Raw genomic sequence first — 21949 nt, 5'->3', positions numbered from 1 at the left:
GGCTTCGGCTACCCGTTGCTGTCGATTACCCGAGCCTGCCCGGCGCCGTTCGATCGACCTGCTGCAGGAAGGGTTGGGCCAGTGCGCGATAGAGCGGCTCCCTGCACAGCAATCGGGAGACGCCGAGTGCCACGAAGCAGGTTGCCAGCATCGGCAGGATGAGCGAGTGGTCGTCGACCATTTCCATCACGATGACGGCGCCGGTCAGCGGCGATTGGGTGACGCCGGTGAAGTAGGCGACCATGCCCAATACGATCATCGTCGCCAGCGAAGTCTGCGGAACCAGCGGTGCGAGCGCTGCACCGATACCGGCACCGGTGGACAACGAGGGCGAGAAAACGCCGCCCGGAAGTCCGGTGAGATACGAGGCGAGCGTCGCAAGCCATTTCAGTATCGGAAACAGCAGACCGGGCGTGACTTCGCCGGTGAGCAGGCCGCGCGCCTGCTCGTAGCCGGAGCCGTAGGTGGTGCCGCCCGACGCCAGCCCGAGGACCGCGACGACGATGCCGAGGCCGGCTGCCAGCAACACCGCCTGACGCATCGACAGCGGCGCCAGCATGCCGCTGCCCTTGATCAGGATTCGTGCGAACAGGCCGCCGATCAAGCCGCCGCTGATGCCGCACAAGGGTACGGCGATCCAGGCCCGCCAAGTCAGCAGATGGGCATCGGCGACGCCGAAATACGTGTAGTTGCCGAGCAGGCCGGTGGCGACCACACCGGCCAGCACCACGGCGGTGATCAAGGTGCCGGTCGTGCGCTCTTCGAAGGAGCGGGCCATTTCCTCAACGGCAAACACGATGCCGGCGATCGGCGTATTGAAAGCCGCCGCCAGTCCCGCCGCTCCGCCAGCGAGCACCAGGCCGCGGCGCAGCGACTCGGATGGAAAATGCGCAAAACGGCCGAGCGCATCCATGATGGAGGCGCCGATATGCACGGTTGGCCCTTCTCGCCCGATCGATGCACCGCTGAGCAGGCCGAGCAGGGTCAGGGCGATCTTGCTGACAGCGATGCGCAAGGACAGCAAACGTGAACGCAGGGCGTCGTCCGCGGTATCCAGGGCTGCGATCGCCTGCGGAATTCCGCTGCCCTTGGCGGCGGGTGAGCACCTTCGGGTCAGATAGACGCCGGCAGCGAATCCGAATGGCGTGATGAACGGAGCGGCGAGCGGCCACGCCGCGATGAGCTTCGCGTGCTGCTGGATTGCCCAATCACAGGCCTCGGCGAAGCCGACAGCGACCAGGCCGACGGCGATCGCCCCGCACCAGAAGACTGCTCGTGCCTGCCAGGCCTTGAGGAAAGCCATTCGGCTCGCGCGTGCATCTTCCTGAGCATTCATGACGGCATTCTATCGGGGGGTGCGAAGCATCCGAGGAGCCCGTCGCAAAGGAAAGCCCTTGATCCCGCTTTTAGGCCGGGCCCGATCAACGGGCTTGACCCTGAAGTAGAGTCCAGACTCCAAGCTGCAGCCTGAGTCTGGAGAACCCGCATGTCCCGAACCACGACGATCGGCGCCGCTGCCAAAGCGGCCGGCGTTGCCATCGACACCGTGCGCTATTACGAGCGCGAAGGTCTGCTGCCGTTGGCCAACCGCAGCGGCGGTGGTTATCGGCTGTACACGGCGGCCGATGTCGAACGTCTGCGCTTCATCCGTCAGGCCAAGGCGCTCGGTTTCACCCTGAGTGATATTGCCGGCCTGCTGCAGTTGCAGGACGGCGGCGGCCCGCGCCAGCAGGTGCGGGAAATGGCCAGGGCACGCGTTTCAGAACTCGACCGCAAGATCCGTGAGCTGACTGCGATCCGCGACACCCTCGTCGCGCTGGAACGGCAGTGTCACGGCAGCGGTACCGTCGCCGGCTGCCCGATCATCGAAGGCGTGCAGTCGGTCTCCCTGAGTCAAAGTCTGGAGTCCTGAAGCCATGTCCGCATCCACCTCGCATCCCGAACCCGCCGCGACCAAGTCCTGCTGCCACGGCGATGCCGCAGCCTCGTCTGCCAAGGTCCACGTTCACCCCCCGGTTTCCCGTTTCCGCCTGACCACGGCGGCGACCCTGCATTGCCTTACCGGCTGCGCGCTCGGCGAATTCATTGGCCTGGCGATCGGCGTGGCGCTCGGTCTTGATCAGTGGACGACGATGGCGCTGGCCACCGCTACCGGCTTTGCCAGCGGCTACACCCTGGGCCTGCTGCCGCTGGTTCGTCGCGGTTCGACCTGGGCCGCAGCCTTGCGCACGCTGTGGCTCGGCGAAACGATCTCGATCGCGGCGATGGAGCTGGCGATGAACGTCACCGATTACCACGTCGGCGGTTTGCGAGCGCCTTCCCTGGTCAGCCCGATGTTCTGGGCCGGCTATGCGGCGGCGCTGCCGGCCGGCTTTCTGATGGCCTGGCCGGTGAACTACTGGCTGCTGAAATCGAGCATCAAGCAGCCCTGCCATTGAGGCGATCGCTGCCCTGAAAGGCGCCATGGGTTTCGCCGTCCGAACCCATGGCGACATACTCGGTCCAAAGCCGCACTGCGACTCCTCGCAGCCAGCGGGAAGAGACCTAAAAACATGACGGCCCCACAAGAACCGGGCCTCGATCGCGCCCAGGAAGACCTGCTGGCGCGGCTCGATGCCATTTGCATTGCCAACCCCGATACCGTTGCTGCGAGCGACAGCGAAACCTTCCGCCGTTTTCTTCGCAGCTACTACGAAACCTCGACCCCCGAACTGCTGAGCCAGCGCAGTCCGGAAGCATTGCTGGCGATCGCCCGTCAGCACTGGCTGCTGGTGCAGCAGCGTCCGGCCGATGGCTATCGGCTGCAGCTGCTGCCGCCAGCGGCGGGGCAGACCCTCGCGACGCTCGACACCGTGGTCGCCGATCAGCCGTTCCTGGTCGATTCGCTGACCTTGGCAGTGCGCGCCTCGGGCAGCCCGATCGACTGGAGCGTGCATCCGGTGATGCGCCTGCAGCGCGATGCCGACGGCCAGTTGACCGGAGTCGGCGAGGGCACGGCCGAATCTCTGATCCATCTCGAATTCGAGACCTTGCCGAGCGCCGAGGCGCTGGCCGGGCTCGAAGCCGAATGCCGTGCAGTGCTCGATGACCTGAAGCGGGTCGTCGATGACTATCCGCTGGCGCTGGCCCGTGTGCGGCGTCTGATCGAGGAACTGGACAGCCTGCCGCCGGGTGCCGATGCCGAGGAGTTCGCCGAAGCGCGGGCCTTGCTCGACTACCTGCACAACCATCACTTCACTTTTCTCGGCGTCATCGAAAGCGTTGCCGAGAAGACCGCCGACGGCCGCGGCCGTTTCCGCATCGATGCCGCTTCAGGCCTCGGCCTGCTGCGCGCCGGCAGCCGCTGGGCCGCGCAGGACCTGATCGCGCCGACGACGGAACTGGACAAGTACGCCGATTCGCCGCGAGTGGTCGTGGTCACCAAGGCCAACCTGCACGCGACCATCCATCGCGCCGGCTTGATGGACGTGGTGTCGGTCAAGCATTACGACAGCAACGGCACCCTGGCCGGCACCGTGCGCCTGCTCGGCCTGTTCTCGTCCGAGGTCTACATCGACCGGCCGCGGCAGATTCCGCTGATCCGCCGCAAGGCCGATATGGTGCTGGCGCGGTCGCGGCTCTCCGAGCATTCGCACTCGGGCAAGAACCTGCGCGACATCCTGCATACCTTGCCGCGCGACGAGCTGTTCCAGTCCAGCGAGGACGAACTGTTCCGGCTGTGCATGGGCATTCGCAGCTTGCGCGAGCGCCATGGCCTGCGTCTGTTCATGCGCCGCGATCGTTACGGCCGCTTCTTCTCGTTCCTGATCTATCTGCCGCGCGAACGTTATTCGCGCGAGCTGCGCGACAAGGTCGGCAGCACCCTGATGACCTTGTGCAACGGCCTGTCGCTGGAGCGCACGGTCGAATTCCTGCGTGGTGATATCGCCCGTCTGCAGCTGATCGTGCGGACGCCGCCGGGCACCCAGTTGTCGCTGACGGTCACCGACGTCGAAAAGATCCTGAGCATCGCCACCCGCACCTGGCGTGATCAATTACGCGATCTGCTGCGCGATGACGCCAGCCTTGCGGCCCGCTACGCCGATGCCTTTCCGCCGTCCTACGCGGAGCTGGCTCAACCCACCGAAGCGGCCGACGATGTCCGGGTCCTGGCGAGCTTGAGCGAAGCGCAGCCGCTGGCCGCGCGGCTGGCGGTGCAGAGTCCGGACGATGGCAGTCTGCCGCGCGCCATCGGCCTGAAGCTGTACACGCTCGGTGATCCGCTGGCGCTGTCCGATGTCTTGCCGACCCTGGAAAACTTCGGCTTGAGAGTCGTCCGTCAGGATCCGACCGAAATCCTGCCCCGCGATGGCGGCAGCCAGTGGCTGCAGGCTTTCGAGGTCAGACATGCTGGTTGCAGCCTGCCGGCGGAAACCCAGCGCGCCTACTTCGAGGCCGCGTTCCTGGCTTCGTGGAACGGCCTGCTCGAGAACGATGGCCTGAACCGTCTGGTGCTCGGTGCCGGCCTCGACGCGCGGCAGGTGACCATCGTTCGCGCGCTGACCCGTTACCTGCTGCAGACCGGCCTGCCGTTCAGCCAGAACTACATCGAAACCATCCTCGACGAGCACGCGGCGATCGCACGGTTGCTGGTCTCGGCCTTCGAGGTGCGCTTCGATCCGGCGCTCGACGACGACGCACGCACGGCCAACGCATTGACCTTGGCGCAGGCGCTCGATCACGCGCTGGATCAGGTTGCCAGCCTCGATGCCGACCGCGTGCTGCGCGCCTTCGTCGCGGTGATCCGCGCCGCGTGGAGAACCAACGCCTATCAGCGCGATGGCGAAGGCCAGAACAAGCGCTGGCTCAGCATCAAGCTCGATCCCTCGAAGATTCCCGAGCTGCCGCTGCCAAGGCCCATGTTCGAGATCTGGGTCTACGCGCCGGAAGTTGAAGGCGTGCACCTGCGCGGCGGCAAGGTTGCCCGCGGCGGTCTGCGCTGGTCCGATCGCCGCCAGGATTTCCGTACCGAAGTGCTTGGCCTGATGAAGGCGCAGCAGGTGAAGAATACGGTGATCGTGCCGGTCGGCGCCAAGGGCGGTTTCGTGGTCAAGCAGCCGGTTGACCCGTCCAATCGCGAAGCCTGGATGGCGCAGGGCGTGGCTTGCTACAAGACCTTTCTGCGCGGCTTGCTCGATCTCACCGACAACCGCGTCGGAACCGTCGTCGTGCCGCCGGCCGACGCCGTGCGCCACGATCCGGACGACGCCTATCTGGTCGTGGCCGCCGACAAGGGCACGGCGACGTTTTCCGATTACGCGAACGGCGTGGCTGCCGAATACGGCTTCTGGCTCGGCGATGCTTTCGCCAGCGGCGGCAGCGCCGGCTACGACCACAAGCGCATGGGTATCACCGCGCGCGGCGCCTGGGAATCGGTGAAGCGTCACTTCCGGGAAGGTACCGGCTTCTCTGGCAGAGGCGTCGACATCCAGACCCAGCCATTCACCGTGGTTGGCGTCGGCGACATGAGCGGTGACGTGTTCGGCAACGGCATGCTGTTGTCGCCGACCTTGCAGCTGATCGCGGCCTTCGATCATCGCCACATCTTTCTCGATCCGAATCCGGACGCGGTGACCAGCATGGCCGAGCGCCAGCGGCTGTTCGCGCTGCCACGTTCATCCTGGGCCGATTACGACGCGAGCCTGATCTCGGCCGGTGGCGGTATCCATCCGCGTTCGGCCAAGGTGATTCCGATCAGCGCCCAGGTCCGCGCGGCGCTGTCGATCACCGCCGAAGCGATGGCGCCGGCCGAGCTGATGCGGGCGATCTTGACCGCGCCGGTCGATCTGCTCTGGAACGGCGGCATCGGCACCTACGTGAAGGCGGCGACGCAGAACAACGCCGAGGTCGGCGATCGCGCCAACGACGCCATACGAGTCAATGGCCGCGATCTGCGCTGCAAGGTGGTCGGCGAGGGCGGCAACCTCGGCTGCACGCAGGCGGGGCGCATCGAATTTGCCCAGGCCGGCGGGCGGATCAACACCGACGCGATCGACAACGCCGCTGGCGTCCATACTTCGGATCGCGAGGTCAACATCAAGATCGCACTCAGCGAACTGACCACGACTGGTCAGCTGCCCCGCGAGAAGCGTGACCCGCTGCTGGCCAGCATGACCGACGACATCGCCCGCTTTGTGTTGCGCGACAACTACGTGCAGTCGCAGGCGATCAGCCTGCTGCAACTGACTGCGCCGGCGCGGCTCGACGATCACGCCGAGCTGATGCGGATGCTGGAGCGCGAGGGCCTGCTGAATCGTGCGATCGAAGGTCTGCCGGATGAGGATCAGATCAAGGAGCGACGTACCCGCGGCGTCGGCCTGACCCGGCCGGAACTGGCGGTGCTGATCGCGTATTCGAAGATCTCGCTGTACGACGCGATTCTCGCCTCGACGGTGCCGGACGATCCCTTCTTCGTCCGCGATCTGCTCGGCAACTTCCCGCCGCTGCTCGTCGAGCAGTATCGCGAACTGCTCAGCCGCCATCGTCTGCGCCGCGAGATCATCGCTACCATCCTGTCCAACGCCCTGGTCAATCGCATGGGCGCCGGCTTTGCGCAGCTCTGGGCCGACGATCACGGCCTGACGCGCGCCGAGGTCCTGAAGGCCTACGCGACGGCGCATCAGATTTACGGCGGCGACAGCTACTGGCAGGCGATCGAAGCGCTCGACAACCAGGTGCCGGCGGCGACCCAGTACCGGCTGATGAATCTGGCGATCGGCTTGCTCAAGCACGCCACCGGCTGGTTCGCCGGTTCGCGTTGGGCGGCCAAGCCGGTGCAGGAAGCAGTCGAACGCTTCACGGCGACGGTGGCCGAACTGGAAGCGAGCCTGCCGGACGCGCTGCCGGCCAGCTATCGCGAGGACTGGGATCGCAGCCATGCCGCAATGCTGGCGGACGAAGTGCCGACCGATCTCGCCCGCCGGCTCGCCAACACTCGCGCGCTGGGCGGCGCGCTGGATATCACCGAGCTGGCCGAAGCCTCGGGCCGGTCGCTGGCCGAGGTCGCGGCGGTCTACTTCCAGCTCGGCGAGCGGTTCCGCTTGCTGTGGCTGTTCGGGGCGATCAACGAGTTGCCGGTCAGCGGCAAATGGCAGTCGCTGGCCCGGGTCTACCTGCGCGACGACGCTTGGCGCATCCATCGCGCTTTGGCGGCTGCGGTTCTGGCGCTGGATGGCAAGGATGCCGATGCGCGCATCGCGGCCTGGACGGCGCTGCGTGAGCGCGTCGCCGGCCTGGTTCAGACCCGGCTCGCCGAACTGCAAGCTGCGGGTACTCGCGATTTCGCCGGGCTGTCGGTGGCGATTCGCGAGTTGGGCAACCTAGTCTGACTGGGGTTTGATTGGGGTCCGAGGCTAGCGCTTTCCGTTCGGGCGCCGCAGCAACGGCGCGTCGAGATCAAGCTCGGCGAGCGGAATCACGTCGATGCGCTGGCCGTCCTTCTGCAGCGCCTCGGCGAACTGCCGGGCATCGCCGACGATCACGAAGCGCAGTGCTTCCGGCTGGAAGTGCTGCGTCGCGTAGTTGCGCACCTGGGCGCTATCGACCGCCGAAACGCGGTTGATCACTCGAGTGATTTCGTCCGCCGGCAGGCCCTGGGCAAGGCGGCCGGCGATCAAGCCGGCGATGCCACTCGCAGTTTCCAGACGTCGCGCGTAGTTGCCGATGTAGCTGGCCTTGCGGGCGGTCAGTTCGTCGGCCGGCACTGCGTCCGCACCCAAGCCTGCGACTTCAGTGCGGATCAGGCCGACGACTTCGGCAGCGGACGCGTTCTTGGTCTGCACGCTGGCCATCCAGGCACCACCGTCGCGCAGCACGCCGTAGCTCGCGCTGGCGCCGTAGCTCAGTCCGCGCTTGATGCGGATCTCGCTGTTCAGCCGTGACGAATAGCCGCCGCCGAGCACGTTGCTCGCGACCAGTCCGGGGTAATAGTCCACGGCCGCGCGTTCTGGCAGCGGCAGCACGGCGATGACGGCGGCCTGGCCGGCGTCGGGTTGATCGATGACGGTGATCGTTGCTGGCGCTACCCGAGTTGCGTTTTTCGGCGGCGGGACTGCCAGCGCTTCGGCCGGCGCATTCCAGTCGCCGAACACCTGGGCGGCGAGCGCAAAACCGGTATCCGGTTCGAGTCCTCCGGTCAGCACCAGCACGGCCTTGTCCGGCCGGTAGTAGCGCTGATGGAGCGCGCGCAGCTCGCCGGCGGTGATGCGTTGCACGGAGGCCGGGGTACCGAGACGCGGATGACCGTAAGGCGCACTGCCGTGAACGATGCGCGCGGCCACCAGCGGCGCGACATCGGAGGGATCGCTGAAGCTCAGGCGCAGGCTGTCGATCGCCTGGGCGCGATAGCGTTCCACCTCATCCTCCGCGAACGCTGGATGACGGACGACATCGGCCAGCAGATCGAGCGCAGCGGCCAGCTTCGGTGTGGTCACGGTGATGCCGACCGTCGTCGCATCCCAGCCGGCCTGCGCCTGCAGCGGCCCGCCCAGCGCTTCGGCAGCGGCGGCAAGCTGACTGGCGCTGCGGCTGCCCGTTGTAGATTTCGTGCCCTGGGTGAGCAGGCTGGCGGTGAAATCGGCGAGGCCGGCGCGATCGGCTGGATCGACTTCACTGCCGGACAGCAGCAGGAATTCCGCAGCGACCAGCGCGCTGCCGGCGCGCGGCAACACGACCACTCTCAAGCCATTGGCCAGCTGCTTCTCGATCGGCGCGGCGATCTCGGCCGCAGGCGTCGGGCCGGGCGCCGGCAGCTGGCTGTTGTCGCCGGAGACAGCTGGTGCTTCGCTGCGTCCACAGGCAGCGAGCAGGCCGAAGCCAAGCAGAACGATCAGTCGCTGCACAGGATGGCGGCTCATGGCTTGCCTCCGGATGCGGCGGTCGTCTCGGGTAGGTATTCGAGACTCAGACGCTTGCCATCGATCAGCTGCGTCTTGGTCACCCGCTGCACATCGGCCGCGGTCACCGCGAGCAGGCTTTCAAGCTCGGTGTTCGCGGTCTTCGCGCTGCCGGTGCCGATCCAGGCATCACCGAGCGCGTAGGCGCGGCCTTCGTTGGTTTCGCGCTTGGCGAGCAATTCGGTCAGCAGCACGGTCTTCGCTTTGTCGAGTTCGGCAGGCGGGATCGGCTTGCTTGCCAGCTTGCCGATCTCGGCCATCAGCGCGGCTTCAAGCTTGGCAATACGCTGGCCGCTGGCCAGCAACACGGTGGCGTAGACCGCGCCACGATCGGCGGTTTCCTCGTAACTCAGATCAACGCCCTGGGCCGCCTGCAGCCGGTAGACCAGTGCCTGATGCAGCCGCGAGGATTCACCGCCAGCCAGCAGCGCGATGGCGATCTTCAGCGCCGGCGCATCGGCGCTGTCCGGCTTCGGTGCCAGCCAGGACAGGCCGAGCGCCGGCAGTGGCACGTTCGGCAGCCGCACCGTGACCCGGCGATCGGCTTCGCGTTCCGGTTCGATGGCGGTGACTCTCGGGATCGGTTGAGTCGGCCTGGCGATGCCGCCGAAATAGCGATCGATCCAGGCATCGAGCTGCGCGGCATCGAAATCGCCGACCACGATCAGCGCGGCGTTGTCGGGTCGGTAATAAGTGCTGTGGAAAGCCTGCACGTCAGCGAGCGTCGCGGCATCGAGTTCTTCGATGCTGCCGATCGTCGGTCGGTGGTAGGGATGGACGCGCCAGGTTTCCTGTTGCAGGTGATAGGACAGCCGGCCGTAAGGCGGCGTCAGCACCGCGCTGCGGAACTCTTCCTGGACCACGGCGCGCTCGGACTTGAAGCTGGCCTCGTCGACGGTCAGATGCTGCAGCCGCTCGGCCTCGGCCCAGAGCAGGCGTTCGAGATGGTTCGACGGCACCACGTCGAGATAGTTGGTGCAGTCATCACCGGTGCTGGCGTTGTTGGCGCCACCGACGTCCTCGGTCAGCCGGTCGAACTGCTCGGCGGCCAGGTACTTCGTGCGCTTGAACATCAGGTGTTCGAACAGATGCGCGAAGCCGCTGCGCCCCTGCGGATCGTCCTTGGCGCCGACCCGATACCAGACCTGGATCGCCGTGGTCGGGCTGCTGTGGTCTTCGAGGCTCAGCACGGTCAGGCCGTTGCCGAGCACGCGTTGCTGGTAAGCGAGCGGCGGCAGGGTCAGCGGCGCTTCGGCCAGAACCGGAAGTTGGGCCGATAGCGCGGCGAGTAGCAGAGGCAGGAACACGGTCAATCGGCGCATGGCGGGGCTCGAAATATCTGCTGGAACCATAGCAAGCCGGCAAGCAACCGGACGACAGCCGCTTCAGCGCTCTGCGAGTACCTGACGCACGAACGGCAAGGTCGGCTGACGGCGTGCGGCGAGGGCGGCGCGATCGATGCGGGCGAGGGCGGCGAGCAGGCTGGGGGTGTCGCGCGGCAAGTGGGTGAGCATCCAGTGCACGGCGTCGCTGGACAGGGCCAAGCCAAGGCGCTGGCCGCGCGCCTTGAGCATCTCGGCGTGCTCGTTGTCGTCGAGCTTGCGCAGTGCGAAGCAGGCCGAGGCACATAGGCGCGTACGCAGATCGGGCATGCGGGCGATCGCCAGGCGATCGGGCGGCATCGCCGCCGACAGCAGGCAGCGGCCGCCGTGGCTTTTCACCGCATCGAGCAGGCGCAGCAGGGCCTGCGCCCAGTGGCGATCCTGCAGCGGCGCGTCGACATCGTCGAGGCAGATCAGCTCGCAGGTCTCGAAGCCCTGCAGCACGGCGGGGTCTTCGGCGGCGAACGAGGCCAGCGGCAAGTAAGCAGCGTGAGACCGGCGGCTCAGTGCTTCGCGCGAAGCGGCCTGCAGCAGATGAGTCTTGCCGCAACCGACCGGGCCGTGGATCAGCGTGGTGCCGCCGTCACCGCCGGCGAGTTCGCGCAGAGCGGCGAGCGCCTGGCCGTTGGGGCCGGCATCGCTCGCGTAGAAGCTGTCGAAGCTGGCCGGGTCGGCCATCTGCACCGACAGCGGCAGTTGCTCGCCGATCACGGGATGCTTGCAGCATCCTGCTTGGTGCCGATCAGGATCTCGGTCGAGACTGGCGGCGGCACTTCATCGACATCCAGATACAGGGTGCTGCGCTCCCAGCGGCGCAGCGCATGGCGCACCAGCACCGCCAGCACGGCGGCGACTGGCAGCGCCACCAGCACGCCGACGAAGCCGAACAGCTGGCCGCCGGCCATGATCGCGAAGATCACCGCGACCGGATGCAGGCCGATGCGATCGCCGACCAGCATTGGCGTCAGCACGCCACCTTCGAGCATCTGGCCGACGGTGAACACGATGATCACGTAGATCAGCGGCATCAGCGCCTGCTCCTGCACCAGCATCGCGATGCTGGCGGCGAGCAGACCGAGGATGAAGCCGAGATAAGGCACGAAGCTGACAAGACCGGCCATGATGCCGACCAGCAGTGCCACGTTGAGGCCGATCGCCCACAGGCCCAGCGAGTAGATGATCGCCAGCGCCAGCATCACCAGCAGCTGGCCACGGATCAGCGCGCTGAGCACGTCATCGGTTTCGGCAGCAAAGGTGCTGGCCTGCGGCAGCAGGCGGCGCGGAATCAGCTTGCGGATCTTCAACACCATCGTATCCCAGTCGCGCAGCAGATAGAACGACACGATCGGGATCAGGAACAGATTGGCCAGGAAGCCGAGCAGTGCCGGCGTCGAGCGGCTGACGTAGTCGAAGGCAGTCGAGGCGATGCCGCTGGCACCATCCCAGTGGCTGGTCATGAACTTGCGCAGGCTTTCCACATCGAACTGGTAACCGCGCGGCATGGTGATGCCGAGCTTGGGCAGCGCCACGTCCTGCACCCATTGCGCCCAGGCCGGCGCGTTGTCGATCAACGACAGGATCTGCACCTGCAGCAGCGGCACTACCAGCACCAGCGCCAGCGCGGTCACGGCGGTGACCACGACGAACACCAGGCAGACGCCGACGGTGCGCGACATCCGATACGTTTCCAGGCGATCGACCAGCGGATCGCCCATGTAGGCGAAGGTGGCGGCGATCGCGAACGGCGCCAGGATCGGCCCAAGCAGGACCATCATCACCAGAATGCCGGTGATCAGCGCGAACCAGCCCCAGTGTTCGCGGAGCATCGACAGGGTGGATGACGACTTGGTGCGGGCGGGTGCGGAGTAAACAGAGGCCATGAGAACGCGGATGCCGGACGGGAACGGTTAAAATCATACGGCCCTCCGACCGACTGCGCCCATGACCGCCGCCAAAAAGAACAAGAAGCCCGTTTCTCGCGCCGCCGCTCCTTCCGTCATTCCATCGAAGCAGTCATTGAGCTACGCCGATGCCGGCGTCGATATCGATCGCGGCGACGCGCTGGTCGATGACATCAAGAAGATCGTCAAGTCGACCCATCGGCCGGAAGTGCTCGGCGGCGTCGGTGGTTTCGGCGCGCTGGTGACCCTGCCGAAGAAGTACAAGCAGCCAGTGCTGGTGTCCGGCACCGATGGCGTCGGCACCAAGCTGCGGTTGGGTATCGAATCCGGAAGGGTCGAAGGGCTGGGCCGGGATCTGGTCGCAATGTGCGTCAACGATGTGCTGGTCAACGGCGCCGAGCCGCTGTTCTTCCTCGACTACTATGCCACCGGCAAGCTCGATACCAGCATCGCTTCGGCGGTCATCAAGGGCATTGCCAAGGGCTGCAAGCAGGCGGGCTGCGCGCTGGTCGGCGGCGAGACCGCCGAGATGCCCGGCATGTACCAGCACGGTGATTTCGATCTGGCCGGCTTCTGTGTCGCCGTTGCCGAGAAGAAGAAGCTGATCGACGGCACCAAGATCAAGCCGGGCGATGTGCTGATCGCGCTGCCGTCCTCGGGCCCGCATTCGAACGGCTATTCGCTGATCCGCAAGATTCTCGAAGTCAGCCGCGCCACCTACGGCGAGAAGCTGAGCAAGAACACCCTGATCGAAGCGTTGATGGTGCCGACCACGATCTACGTCAAGCCGATCCTGTCGCTGCTCGACGCCGGCCTGCCGATTCGCGGCATGGCCCATATCACCGGCGGCGGCATCACCGGCAACCTGACCCGCATGTTCCCGAAGGGCACCTCGGCCGTCGTCGACATGGCCAGCTGGAAGCGGCCGGACGTGTTCAGCTGGTTGCAGCAGCAGGGCAACGTCGCGGAAGACGAGATGCGCCGGGTCTTCAACTGCGGCGTCGGCTTCGTCATCGTGGTGCCGAGGCTGAAGGCCGATGACGCGCTGGCCGCGCTGCGTGCTTCGAAGATCAAGGCCTGGATGCTGGGCGAGGTGGTCAAGGGCAATCCGGACGAGGTTCAGTACGCCTGAGGCTGCCGCCGTGAACGTTGCTGCGAAGGGGCGTGCGCGGCTGGTGGTGCTGATCTCCGGGCGCGGTCGCAATCTGGCAGCGCTGATCGCGGCGGTGAACGATGGCCGCATCGCCGCCGATCTGGTCGCCGTGATCAGCAACCGGGCCGATGCCGCCGGGCTGGCTCTGGCGCGTGAAGCCGGCGTGCCGGTGCAGGTGCTGCCGCATGTCGATTATCCGGATCGCGCCGCCTTCGATGCCGCGCTGGCGGCGGCACTGCGCGCGCTCGAGCCGGACATCGTTGCGCTCGCCGGTTTCATGCGCATCCTCACCGAAAACTTCGTGCGGGAGTTCGAGGGCCGGATGCTGAACATCCATCCTTCGCTGTTGCCGCGTCACAAGGGCTTGAACACCCATGCGGCCGTGCTGCGCGACGGCGACGCCGAGCACGGCGCGACGGTGCACTTCGTCACGCCGCAGCTCGATGGCGGGCCGCTGATAATTCAGGGAAGGTTCACGGTATCGGCGCAAGATGGCGCCCAGCAACTCGCCGAACGCGTGCTGGAGCAGATCGAATGCCGGATCTATCCGCAAGCCGTGGCCTGGATGGCACGAGGCGAATTGCGCTGCGAGCAGGGCGTGCCGCGGTTTCGCGATCGCCCGTTGTCCGCTGTTCTGAGCCTTGATGATCTGGAGCCTGGTTTCCGATGAACACCCCCAACGCGCTGCGCAAGCTGCTGTTCGCTGTCGCGATCGTCACGGCTGGCAATGTCCAGGCCGCTGCAGTGGTCGATGCACCGCTGCCGGTGCTGAACCTGGTCTACAGCGTCAACTACGGCGGCATCGGTGCCGGCGAGGCGGATGTCAGCCTCAAGCCCGATCCTGCTGTTGGGGCCAAGGCTGGCTGCTACATCTATGAAACGGTGACGCGACCGGTCGGCTTCATCAAGATGCTGTTCGGGTCGCCGAATCAGGTCAGCCGTTTCTGCGTGGAAGGCGGTGTGGTGCGCTCGCAGCGTTTCGAATCGGTGCTCCAGAAAGATGAGGAGCAGAGCTATGTGCTCGATTTCGACTACGCCAAGCATCAGGTCACCGACGAGAACGGCTTGGTCCGCGACATTCCCTCCGAGGCAGTCGACAGCTTCGCGCTGCAGCAGGCGGTGCGTCTCTGGGTGGCGAAGCATGCCACCGACTCTTCGCCGCCAATTGCCGAATTCACGATGGTCGATCGCAAGAATCTGACCCACTATCAGTTGAAGCTGGCGGGCCGCGAAACGATCAAGACGCCGGCCGGCGACTTCGACACCATTCGCCTGGAGCGCATCGACAATCCGGACAAGGTCGGCCGTTTCTGGCTCGCCGCCGAACGCGACTGGATGCCGGTAAAGATCCAGACCAAGAGCGGCAACAAGCCGACCGCGGTGCTGACCCTGAAGCGCTGATAGCGCCGGGCTCTCGAGCGATCGGAGATAGGCTCAGTATATATAGTTTATGAATATCTTTTTGAGTTGATTTGTTAGCTGGTGGCTATAGTCCTCGCGCTTCATTCATTCCAACGAGGGCTCAGCCATGCTCAAGAAAACACTTCATCTGGCGGCTGCTTTTGCAGTCACCATGTCTCCCTTCTCACTGATTGGGACCGCCAGCGCCGATGACGGAGCGGTGCGCACGACCCAGTTCTGGTGGCCGGAGCAACTGAATCTGGCGCCGCTGCGCCAGCACAGTGCCGAATCCGATCCGTACGGCAATGACTTCGACTATGCGAAGGCATTCGCCCGCGTCGATCTCGCCGCGCTCAAGGCCGACATCGCGGCCGTGCTGACCACTTCGCAGCCCTGGTGGCCGTCCGATTACGGCAACTACGGTCCGTTCTTCATCCGCATGGCCTGGCATAGCGCCGGCACCTACCGCCTCGGCGATGGTCGCGGCGGTGCGGGCAGCGGTCAGCAGCGCTTCGAGCCACTGAATTCCTGGCCGGACAACGTCAACCTCGACAAGGCCCGCCGCCTGCTGTGGCCGGTGAAGCAGAAGTACGGCCGCAGCGTCTCCTGGGCCGACCTGATGGTCCTCACCGGTAACGTCTCGCTGGAAACCATGGGCTTCAAGACCTTTGGCTTCGCCGGTGGCCGCCGCGACGACTGGGAGCCGGAACTGGTCAACTGGGGTCCGGAAACCGAGATGCTGGGCGACAAGCGCTACACCGGCAACCGCGAACTGGCCAAGCCGCTCGCCGCCGTGCAGATGGGCCTGATCTACGTCAATCCGGAAGGCCCGAGCGGCAATCCCGACCCGCTGGCCGCCGCCAAGGACATCCGCGAGGCCTTCGGCCGGATGGCGATGAACGACGAGGAAACCGTCGCCCTGATCGCCGGTGGTCATACCTTCGGCAAGGCGCACGGTGCGCACAAGCCGGATGAGTGCGTCGGCAAGGAACCCGCTGCCGCTGCCGTCGAAGCGCAGGGCATGGGCTGGAACAACAAGTGCGGCAAGGGCAATGCCGAAGACACCGTCAGCAGCGGTCTGGAAGGTGCCTGGACCTCGGCCCCGGCCCAGTTCACCCACCAGTACCTGAGCAATCTGTACGCCTTCGAATGGGTGCAGACCCGGAGCCCGGCTGGAGCCATCCAGTGGGAGCCGAAGAATGCTGCTCAGGTGCAGACGGTTCCGGACGCGCACATCAAGGGCAAGATGCATGCGCCGATCATGTTCACCACCGATCTCGCACTGCGTACCGACCCGAGCTACAAGAAGATCACTCAGCGCTGGCTGAAGAACCCGCAGGAATTCGACGCGGCGTTCTCGAAGGCCTGGTTCAAGCTGACCCACCGCGACATGGGGCCGCGCGCTCGCTACATCGGCAATGAAGTGCCGAAGGAAGAACTGGTCTGGCAGGACCCGATTCCAGCCGTTGATCATCCGCTGGTCGATGCGGCGGACATCGCGTCGTTGAAGGGCAAGATCATGACCACCGGCCTGAGCGTGCCGGAACTGGTGCGTACCGCCTGGGCCTCGGCTGCCAGCTTTCGCAATACCGACTACCGCGGTGGCGCCAACGGTGCACGCATCCGGCTTGCGCCGCAGAAGGACTGGGCGGTCAACAATCCCGCTGAACTGGCCAAGGTGCTGGCCAAGCTCGAAGGTGTGCAGAAGGACTTCAACAAGCGCGCATCGGGCGGCAAGAAAGTGTCGATGGCCGATCTGATCGTGCTTGGCGGTGCGGCGGCGATCGAAAGTGCAGCGCAGCAGGCGGGTCAGACCATCTCGGTGCCGTTCACGCCGGGCCGCATGGATGCGACACAGGACAAGACCGACGTCGCCGCGTTCGCTGCGCTGGAACCGGCGGCGGATGGCTTCCGCAACTACTACGGCAAGGCGGCGAGCCGTTCGCCGGCGGAGATGCTGGTCGACAAGGCCAGCACGCTGAGCTTGTCGGTGCCGGAAATGACCGTGCTGGTCGGCGGTCTGCGAGTGCTCGATGCCAATACCGGCGGCGCGAAGTACGGCGTGTTCACCGACAAGCCGGGCGTGCTCACCAATGACTTCTTCGTCAACCTGCTTGGCATGGAGACGAAGTGGGTGAAGTCGGAAAAGGTCGAGGGCCTCTACGAAGGTGTCGACCGCAGCAGCGGCAAGCTCAAGTGGATGGCAAGCCCGGCCGATCTCGCCTTTGGCTCCAGTGCCGAGTTGCGTTCGGTGGCCGAGGTCTACGGCGCGGCGGACGGAAAGGACAAGTTCGTCACCGACTTCGTCACCGCCTGGAACAAGGTGATGATGCTCGATCGTTTCGAGAAGATCTGATCGGCTGGTGAGGTAGTCGAGGACCCGGCGGGCTGGTCAATCGCGAATCGATGACCGCTTGGCATGCAGGAAATGGCGACGCTCACCCCGTCGCCATTTTTCGTTCCGGCAGCCATTCAGCCCCGTGCATGGTCGGCGAGGGCGAAATGCTCCGCCTCAGCCATCAGGTCTGCAAAGCACCTTCGGAACGCAGCTTGGCCAGATGACCCTCGATGTTGATCCGGGCCAGCGGCATCAGTCGCGGATCGGTGCCGACATACATCTCGGCGAGCATCTGGTCGACGCTGCGCCCGGCCTCGAACAGCGTCTTGACCTGCGCTTCGCGGGCGCGGCGATGCTTCAGCGTCAATTCCAGGTAATAGGTGCCGCCGAGCGCGGTGCCGTGCGAGGGCCAGATCACTTTCGGGCCCAGTGCAATGACCTTCTCGAGCGTCGCGAAGTACTTGGCCATGTCACCTTCCGGCGGCGAAATGACCACAGTGCCGACGCCCTGGATCAGATCGCCGACGATGCAGAACGCGCGGTTGTCCGGCATCAGCGCCAGTTGGCCCTCGTCATGACCGGGTACCGCGATCACCCGCAGCGGATGACCGAGCCAGCGCGTGGCGACGTCGCCATCGCGATAAGTCTTCACGGTGAGGCCATCGAAGAAAGTCGGTACCCGGCGGGAGATGCGCTCGAAGGTATCGGCGCTCGTCGCGATCGGCACGCCGAGATGGCGGGCGAGGTCGTTCGCGTACTGGCAGTGATCCGGGTGGTGATGGGTCAGGAACACTTCGCTGATGCCGCGCCCGGCGACATGGCGACAGAGCTTGTCGAACTCCGTGCGATTGGCCGGTGACGGGTCGATCAGCAGGATCGGCGAGCCCTGATCGCCAATCTGGAAGCAGTTGGTGCGATCGGCCGGCGGCAAGGTGTTCGAGAGCACTGGCATCTGCAACACGCCGCGCAGCGGCTCGATTTCCGGGATGCCGTCGACTTCGTTGTAGTCGCGCAGACGGCTGATTGTCGTCGCATCCGGACGCTCGGCAAGGTCTTGCAGCACATCGAGCGTTGGCGGAGCCAGCAGCAGATCGCCGCGCTCGAAATCGGCCAGCCAGTCAGCAGTCGATTTCCAGGCGCCGCCGGAAAGCTCGCCCAGCTCGATGGTGAAGTTCGGTTTGGAGCGCAGACGGATCGCGAAAAAACCGGTGTCGAAGCGTGTCTGCAGGAATAGCGGTGACAGCGCTGTACCAAGCTTGTCGATCGCCAGCACTTCGCCGGCGGCCAGTGCGGTATCGAGGTCGTAGTCCAGCTCTTCGCGCAGCTCGCGCGCCAGCGCATGAACGTGGCGTGGCGTCTGTTCGGCCAGCAGGGGATGCGCGTGCAGGTGCTCGGCTTCACCCTTGTCGACCTTGCCACCCGGAAAGGCCATGAAGCCAGGGAACGCGGTCAGATGCGGCTGGCGGTGGGTGAGATAGATCTCGCCCTCACAGATCAGCACCGCCGTGACGGCTTCGACGATCTTCACGGTCATGGCTTTAGGTGCTGGGTCAGTTCGGTGCGGCTTCGGCAGCGTCGAAAGACTTCAGCGCGACCTTGTCGTTGCCGTAAGTCACGGTCAGCAGTTTCTTGCCGGCCTTCCAGGTGTCCTTGCTCAGGCTGAGCACGCCGCCAACGTCGGTCGCCGAGGTGTCGTCCGGCTTGCCGAGCAGTTTGTGAACCTCATCGCGCGCCATGCCGGGTGCAATCTGATCGTAGTTCTCGACCGTCACTTTCGAGGAACAGGCGGTGACGACGATGACAGCAGCCAGCAGGACGCAGCGCAGGGATTTCATCGACGATCAGGGAGCGAGACGGGTTCGACCAAGAGGATGCCACAGGCCGCCTCGCGGACGCTGATGCCTAGCGGCGGTAATCGCGGTCATGGCCATGGCGATCATCGTAGTGATCGTGGTCATGGCCGCGGCCATCCCGGTAACCGTCGCGATAGCCGTTGCGGTAGTAGGGGCGGGCGTAATAGCTGCCGCCGTAGTAGCGCGGTTGGTAGTAGTCGTAGACCACTCTCGGGCCGCGATAGACCGGCGCTGGCGCGTAGTAGACCGGGGGGCCGTAGTAACGCGGACCATAGCTGTAGCCATAGCCGTAGTTGGGCACGCCGAGGTTGATGCCGACATCGACTCTGGCCATCGCGGCCGTGGGAACCAGCAGGGCCGACAGGCTCAAGCCAGCGATTGCGACGAGTTTCATCATGGTCCTTCTCCGGAGTGCCGATTGCTGGATCCGAAGTTAAGGCCGCGTCGCTGAATCGATCCTGAACGCTGCGACGAGTTAGCCGGCCAGAGCCTGACGCAGATCGTCGACCAGATCATCGACGTGTTCCAGGCCCACCGACATCCGCAGCAGGTCCTGCGGCGTGCTCGTATGCGGGCCTTCAACAGACGCGCGATGCTCGATCAGGCTTTCGATGCCGCCGAGGCTGGTGGCGCGGGTGTAGAGCTGCACTTTGCCGGCAACGGCCAGTGCGGCGTCTCGGCCGCCATGAACCTGGAACGACAGCATCGCGCCGTAGCCGGTCATCTGCCGGCTGGCCAGCGCATGGCCGGCGTGCGTGCTCAGCCCCGGGTAATGCACCGCGCTGACCTGCGGATGCGCAGCCAGGAATTCGGCGATCGCTTGAGCATTCGCGGTCTGGGCGCGGACTCTCAAGGGCAGGGTGCCGATCGAGCGCTGCAGCAGCCAGCAGTCGAACGGTGCGGGCACCGAGCCACCCTTGGTCTGCAGATCGCGGATGCGCGCGAACAGCGCGTCCGGCTCGCGGGCGATGACCGCGCCGCCGAGCACGTCGCTGTGGCCGCCGAGATATTTGGTCGTCGAATGCATGACCATATCGGCGCCGAGTGCCAGCGGCTGCTGCAGCACCGGTGTGGCAAAGGTGGAGTCGACCACCAGCTGCGCGCCGGATGCATGCGCCAGTTCTGCGAGGCCGGTGATGTCGCTGATCTTCAGCAGCGGGTTCGACGGCGTTTCGGCCCAGATCAGCTTTGTCGCCGGCGTGATTGCGGCGCGCACGGCATCGAGATCGGTCAGATCGACGAGGCTGTGGCTCAGGCCCCAGCGCGCCAGCAGCTCACGGAGCTGGGTGCGAGTGCCGTGATAGACATCATCGGGCGCGATGACGTGGTCGCCTGGCGCCAGCGCCTGGAAGACCGCCATCGACGCGGCCGATCCGGATGCGAAAGCGGCCGCCGCGGTTCCGCCATCAAGCGCCGCCAGCAAGCTCTCCAGCGCGGCGCGCGCCGGATTGCTGGATCGCGAATAGATATGACCGTGCGGATAGTCGCCCTGTGCGTCGCGGGCGAAGGTCGTCGACAGGATCGGAGACGGCGCCACGGCGCCGGTGGCGAGGTCCGGCGCGCGGCCGGCATGAATGGCGAGGGTTTCAAGTTTCACGGCAACGCAGCGAGTGGCTTTGGAGACGTCAAGGCTACCGCGCTGCGTGCAGCTTGGTCAGACAGAATTACTTGCAGTTGCACTCAGGCGCAGTGACACAGGAAGCGCTGGCCTGCGGGCCGACGGCGATGCCTGGCTTGCACTGCGCTGACTGGCCGGTGGTGCAGGAAACCGAGCAGGAGCCGCAATTGCCGATCACCGGCGTGGCGCAGGACGCGCCCTGACTTGACTGCAGATTCAGCGTCGACTCGCCGCGCTGATGATCGCCGTGCTGGATGACCACCGGGTTCGGCGCCGAATTCGGTCCATTCGGACCGGCCAGAGCGACGGCCCAGGCAGCCACGAAAAAGATGGACGTGAAACGTCTAAGGATGGTCATGGCGCGCGGCTCGTTCAGGGTGTTTTGACTGCGCGACTCTATGCAGCGGGCGCTGAACCGAAAATGAACACGGTCATACGCAGCCACATCGAAGTCACAAGGTACCGCAGGCAATTCCGACAGCGAGCATCGCGCCAAGTTCGTGGCATTTCGCCAACGCGGCGTCGTCCGGTTCGCCACGCACGATCAAAGGTTCGCAAACGCGCTTCCAGCGGTAGCCGGTGGCGATCCGTTCCAGCGCCCGAACCGCGCCGCTGCCATCGTTGCCGGCGCTGACCAGCATCGCGTAAGGCAGGCCGTCGACCTTGCCTTCGGCCGGGTAATAGGTGCGATCGAGGAAGTCCTTCATCGCGCCGGACAGATAGCCGAAGTTTTCCGGCGTGGCGACGATCAGGGCATCGGCCCAGAGCAGATCATCGAGCCCTGCAGCCAGGGCACCGATGCAGCGCAGTTCGACTTCATCGGCGAACTCGGCAGCGCCCGCGCAGGCCGCACGCATCAGCGCTTCCGTGCGGCCGCTCTGGCTGCTCCAGACCACCAGCAGGTGCTTCATCCTCTGCCGAGGCTGCGCTTGAACTTGTGGATCAGCCGCCGCTGAAGCTTGTTCGGGCGATCGCTGCTCATGTCGTCGGCTGCGGCACGCAGTTCGGCTTCACGCGCACGCCGGGCCTTGCTGGCCTCGGTTTCGGCATAGAGCAGGCGCGCGAATGGTGCGGCGAGGCGTTGGTCGGAGCGTTCCCTGACCGTGACCTGCAGCTCGTCCTGTCCCTTGCGCACGCTGATTTCCGCACCGATCGCCACATCCTTGGCGACCTTGGTGCGCTGACCGTCGTAGCGCACGTGGCCGGCGTCGATCGCTTCCTTGGCGATGCTGCGGGTCTTGTAGAAGCGCGCGGCCCACAGCCATTTGTCGAGCCGTACCGAGGCCACCGGTTTCGGATGGCGGGCCGCTGCCGGCGTGTCGCCGTCCTCTTCGTCATCGGTGTCGAACGGCTCGTCGTCGTCGATCAAC

At 65.5% G+C, this 21949-nt stretch carries 19 protein-coding genes; 7 read left to right on the top strand and 12 right to left on the bottom strand.

Annotation, left to right across the window (positions count from 1 at the left end; all coding sequences use genetic code 11):
- Window positions 1-25: 25 nt before the first annotated feature.
- A complete protein-coding gene (locus tag G513_RS0112510; protein WP_022977186.1) occupies window positions 26-1336 on the bottom strand; it encodes a chloride channel protein in 1311 nt (436 codons plus the stop codon).
- A gap of 150 nt (window positions 1337-1486) precedes the next feature.
- On the opposite strand from G513_RS0112510, the gene G513_RS0112505 reads away from it, so the two are divergent.
- The 3 genes from G513_RS0112505 to G513_RS22825 all read left to right on the top strand — a co-directional run bounded on the left by G513_RS0112505 (window position 1487) and on the right by G513_RS22825 (window position 7367).
- Window positions 1487-1912, top strand: coding sequence for a heavy metal-responsive transcriptional regulator (locus G513_RS0112505; protein WP_022977185.1), 426 nt, complete (start codon window positions 1487-1489; stop codon window positions 1910-1912).
- A gap of 4 nt (window positions 1913-1916) precedes the next feature.
- Complete coding sequence (locus tag G513_RS22830) at window positions 1917-2438, top strand: DUF4396 domain-containing protein (protein ID WP_022977184.1); 522 nt, start codon at window positions 1917-1919, stop codon at window positions 2436-2438.
- A 114-nt stretch (window positions 2439-2552) separates the two neighbouring features.
- Entirely contained in the window at window positions 2553-7367 is a 4815-nt protein-coding gene (locus G513_RS22825) for an NAD-glutamate dehydrogenase (protein ID WP_022977183.1), read from the top strand.
- Window positions 7368-7391: 24 nt separating this feature from the next.
- Here G513_RS22825 and G513_RS22820 read toward each other — a convergent pair whose 3' ends face one another.
- From G513_RS22820 to G513_RS22815, 4 genes are all read right to left on the bottom strand, one after another.
- Window positions 7392-8894 (bottom strand): M16 family metallopeptidase, encoded by a 1503-nt coding sequence (locus G513_RS22820; protein WP_051144416.1) that lies wholly within the window; start codon window positions 8892-8894, stop codon window positions 7392-7394.
- Entirely contained in the window at window positions 8891-10255 is a 1365-nt protein-coding gene (locus G513_RS0112485) for a M16 family metallopeptidase (RefSeq protein WP_028475478.1), read from the bottom strand. The genes G513_RS22820 and G513_RS0112485 overlap by 4 nt, the downstream gene beginning before the upstream one ends.
- A 63-nt stretch (window positions 10256-10318) precedes the next feature.
- Entirely contained in the window at window positions 10319-11026 is a 708-nt protein-coding gene (hda, locus tag G513_RS0112480) for a DnaA regulatory inactivator Hda (RefSeq protein ID WP_022977182.1), read from the bottom strand.
- Window positions 11023-12195: an AI-2E family transporter gene (locus tag G513_RS22815; protein ID WP_211219665.1), complete on the bottom strand. Its 1173-nt coding sequence runs from the start codon at window positions 12193-12195 to the stop codon at window positions 11023-11025. Before G513_RS22815 ends, hda begins: the two co-directional genes overlap by 4 nt.
- Before the next feature lie 61 nt (window positions 12196-12256).
- Between G513_RS22815 and purM the strand changes: the two genes are divergently transcribed.
- The 4 genes from purM to katG all read left to right on the top strand — a co-directional run bounded on the left by purM (window position 12257) and on the right by katG (window position 17126).
- Complete coding sequence (gene purM, locus G513_RS0112470) at window positions 12257-13348, top strand: phosphoribosylformylglycinamidine cyclo-ligase (protein ID WP_022977180.1); 1092 nt, start codon at window positions 12257-12259, stop codon at window positions 13346-13348.
- 10 nt (window positions 13349-13358) lie between these two features.
- Window positions 13359-14039 (top strand): phosphoribosylglycinamide formyltransferase, encoded by a 681-nt coding sequence (gene purN / locus G513_RS0112465; protein ID WP_022977179.1) that lies wholly within the window; start codon window positions 13359-13361, stop codon window positions 14037-14039.
- On the top strand, window positions 14036-14770 hold the full coding sequence (locus tag G513_RS0112460; RefSeq protein ID WP_022977178.1) for a DUF3108 domain-containing protein: 735 nt from the start codon (window positions 14036-14038) through the stop codon (window positions 14768-14770). The genes purN and G513_RS0112460 overlap by 4 nt, the downstream gene beginning before the upstream one ends.
- Before the next feature lie 172 nt (window positions 14771-14942).
- Window positions 14943-17126 carry a catalase/peroxidase HPI gene (gene katG, locus G513_RS0112455; RefSeq protein ID WP_211219664.1) on the top strand — a complete coding sequence of 728 codons (2184 nt, stop codon included), beginning with the start codon at window positions 14943-14945 and terminating at the stop codon, window positions 17124-17126.
- 163 nt (window positions 17127-17289) lie between these two features.
- Here katG and G513_RS0112450 read toward each other — a convergent pair whose 3' ends face one another.
- From G513_RS0112450 to G513_RS0112420, 7 genes are all read right to left on the bottom strand, one after another.
- Window positions 17290-18642: an MBL fold metallo-hydrolase gene (locus G513_RS0112450; RefSeq protein ID WP_022977176.1), complete on the bottom strand. Its 1353-nt coding sequence runs from the start codon at window positions 18640-18642 to the stop codon at window positions 17290-17292.
- A gap of 16 nt (window positions 18643-18658) precedes the next feature.
- Entirely contained in the window at window positions 18659-18943 is a 285-nt protein-coding gene (locus G513_RS0112445) for a DUF3862 domain-containing protein (RefSeq protein ID WP_022977175.1), read from the bottom strand.
- A gap of 67 nt (window positions 18944-19010) precedes the next feature.
- Window positions 19011-19355, bottom strand: a complete 345-nt coding sequence (locus tag G513_RS0112440; protein WP_084711533.1) for a hypothetical protein — start codon at window positions 19353-19355, stop codon at window positions 19011-19013.
- An 81-nt stretch (window positions 19356-19436) separates the two neighbouring features.
- A complete protein-coding gene (locus tag G513_RS0112435) occupies window positions 19437-20558 on the bottom strand; it encodes a trans-sulfuration enzyme family protein (RefSeq protein ID WP_022977173.1) in 1122 nt (373 codons plus the stop codon).
- Between the two features lie 67 nt (window positions 20559-20625).
- Window positions 20626-20937: a hypothetical protein gene (locus tag G513_RS0112430; protein WP_156891637.1), complete on the bottom strand. Its 312-nt coding sequence runs from the start codon at window positions 20935-20937 to the stop codon at window positions 20626-20628.
- 94 nt (window positions 20938-21031) lie between these two features.
- On the bottom strand, window positions 21032-21490 hold the full coding sequence (locus tag G513_RS0112425) for a flavodoxin family protein (protein WP_022977171.1): 459 nt from the start codon (window positions 21488-21490) through the stop codon (window positions 21032-21034).
- A complete protein-coding gene (locus tag G513_RS0112420) occupies window positions 21487-21948 on the bottom strand; it encodes an RNA-binding S4 domain-containing protein (RefSeq protein ID WP_022977170.1) in 462 nt (153 codons plus the stop codon). Before G513_RS0112420 ends, G513_RS0112425 begins: the two co-directional genes overlap by 4 nt.
- Between the last annotated feature and the right edge of the window lies 1 nt (window position 21949).

Source organism: Nevskia ramosa DSM 11499, assembly GCF_000420645.1.
GTDB classification, from domain to species: domain Bacteria; phylum Pseudomonadota; class Gammaproteobacteria; order Nevskiales; family Nevskiaceae; genus Nevskia; species Nevskia ramosa.
Note: the sequence above shows the minus strand (reverse complement) of the source record. Positions and strands in the feature narration are given on the sequence as shown.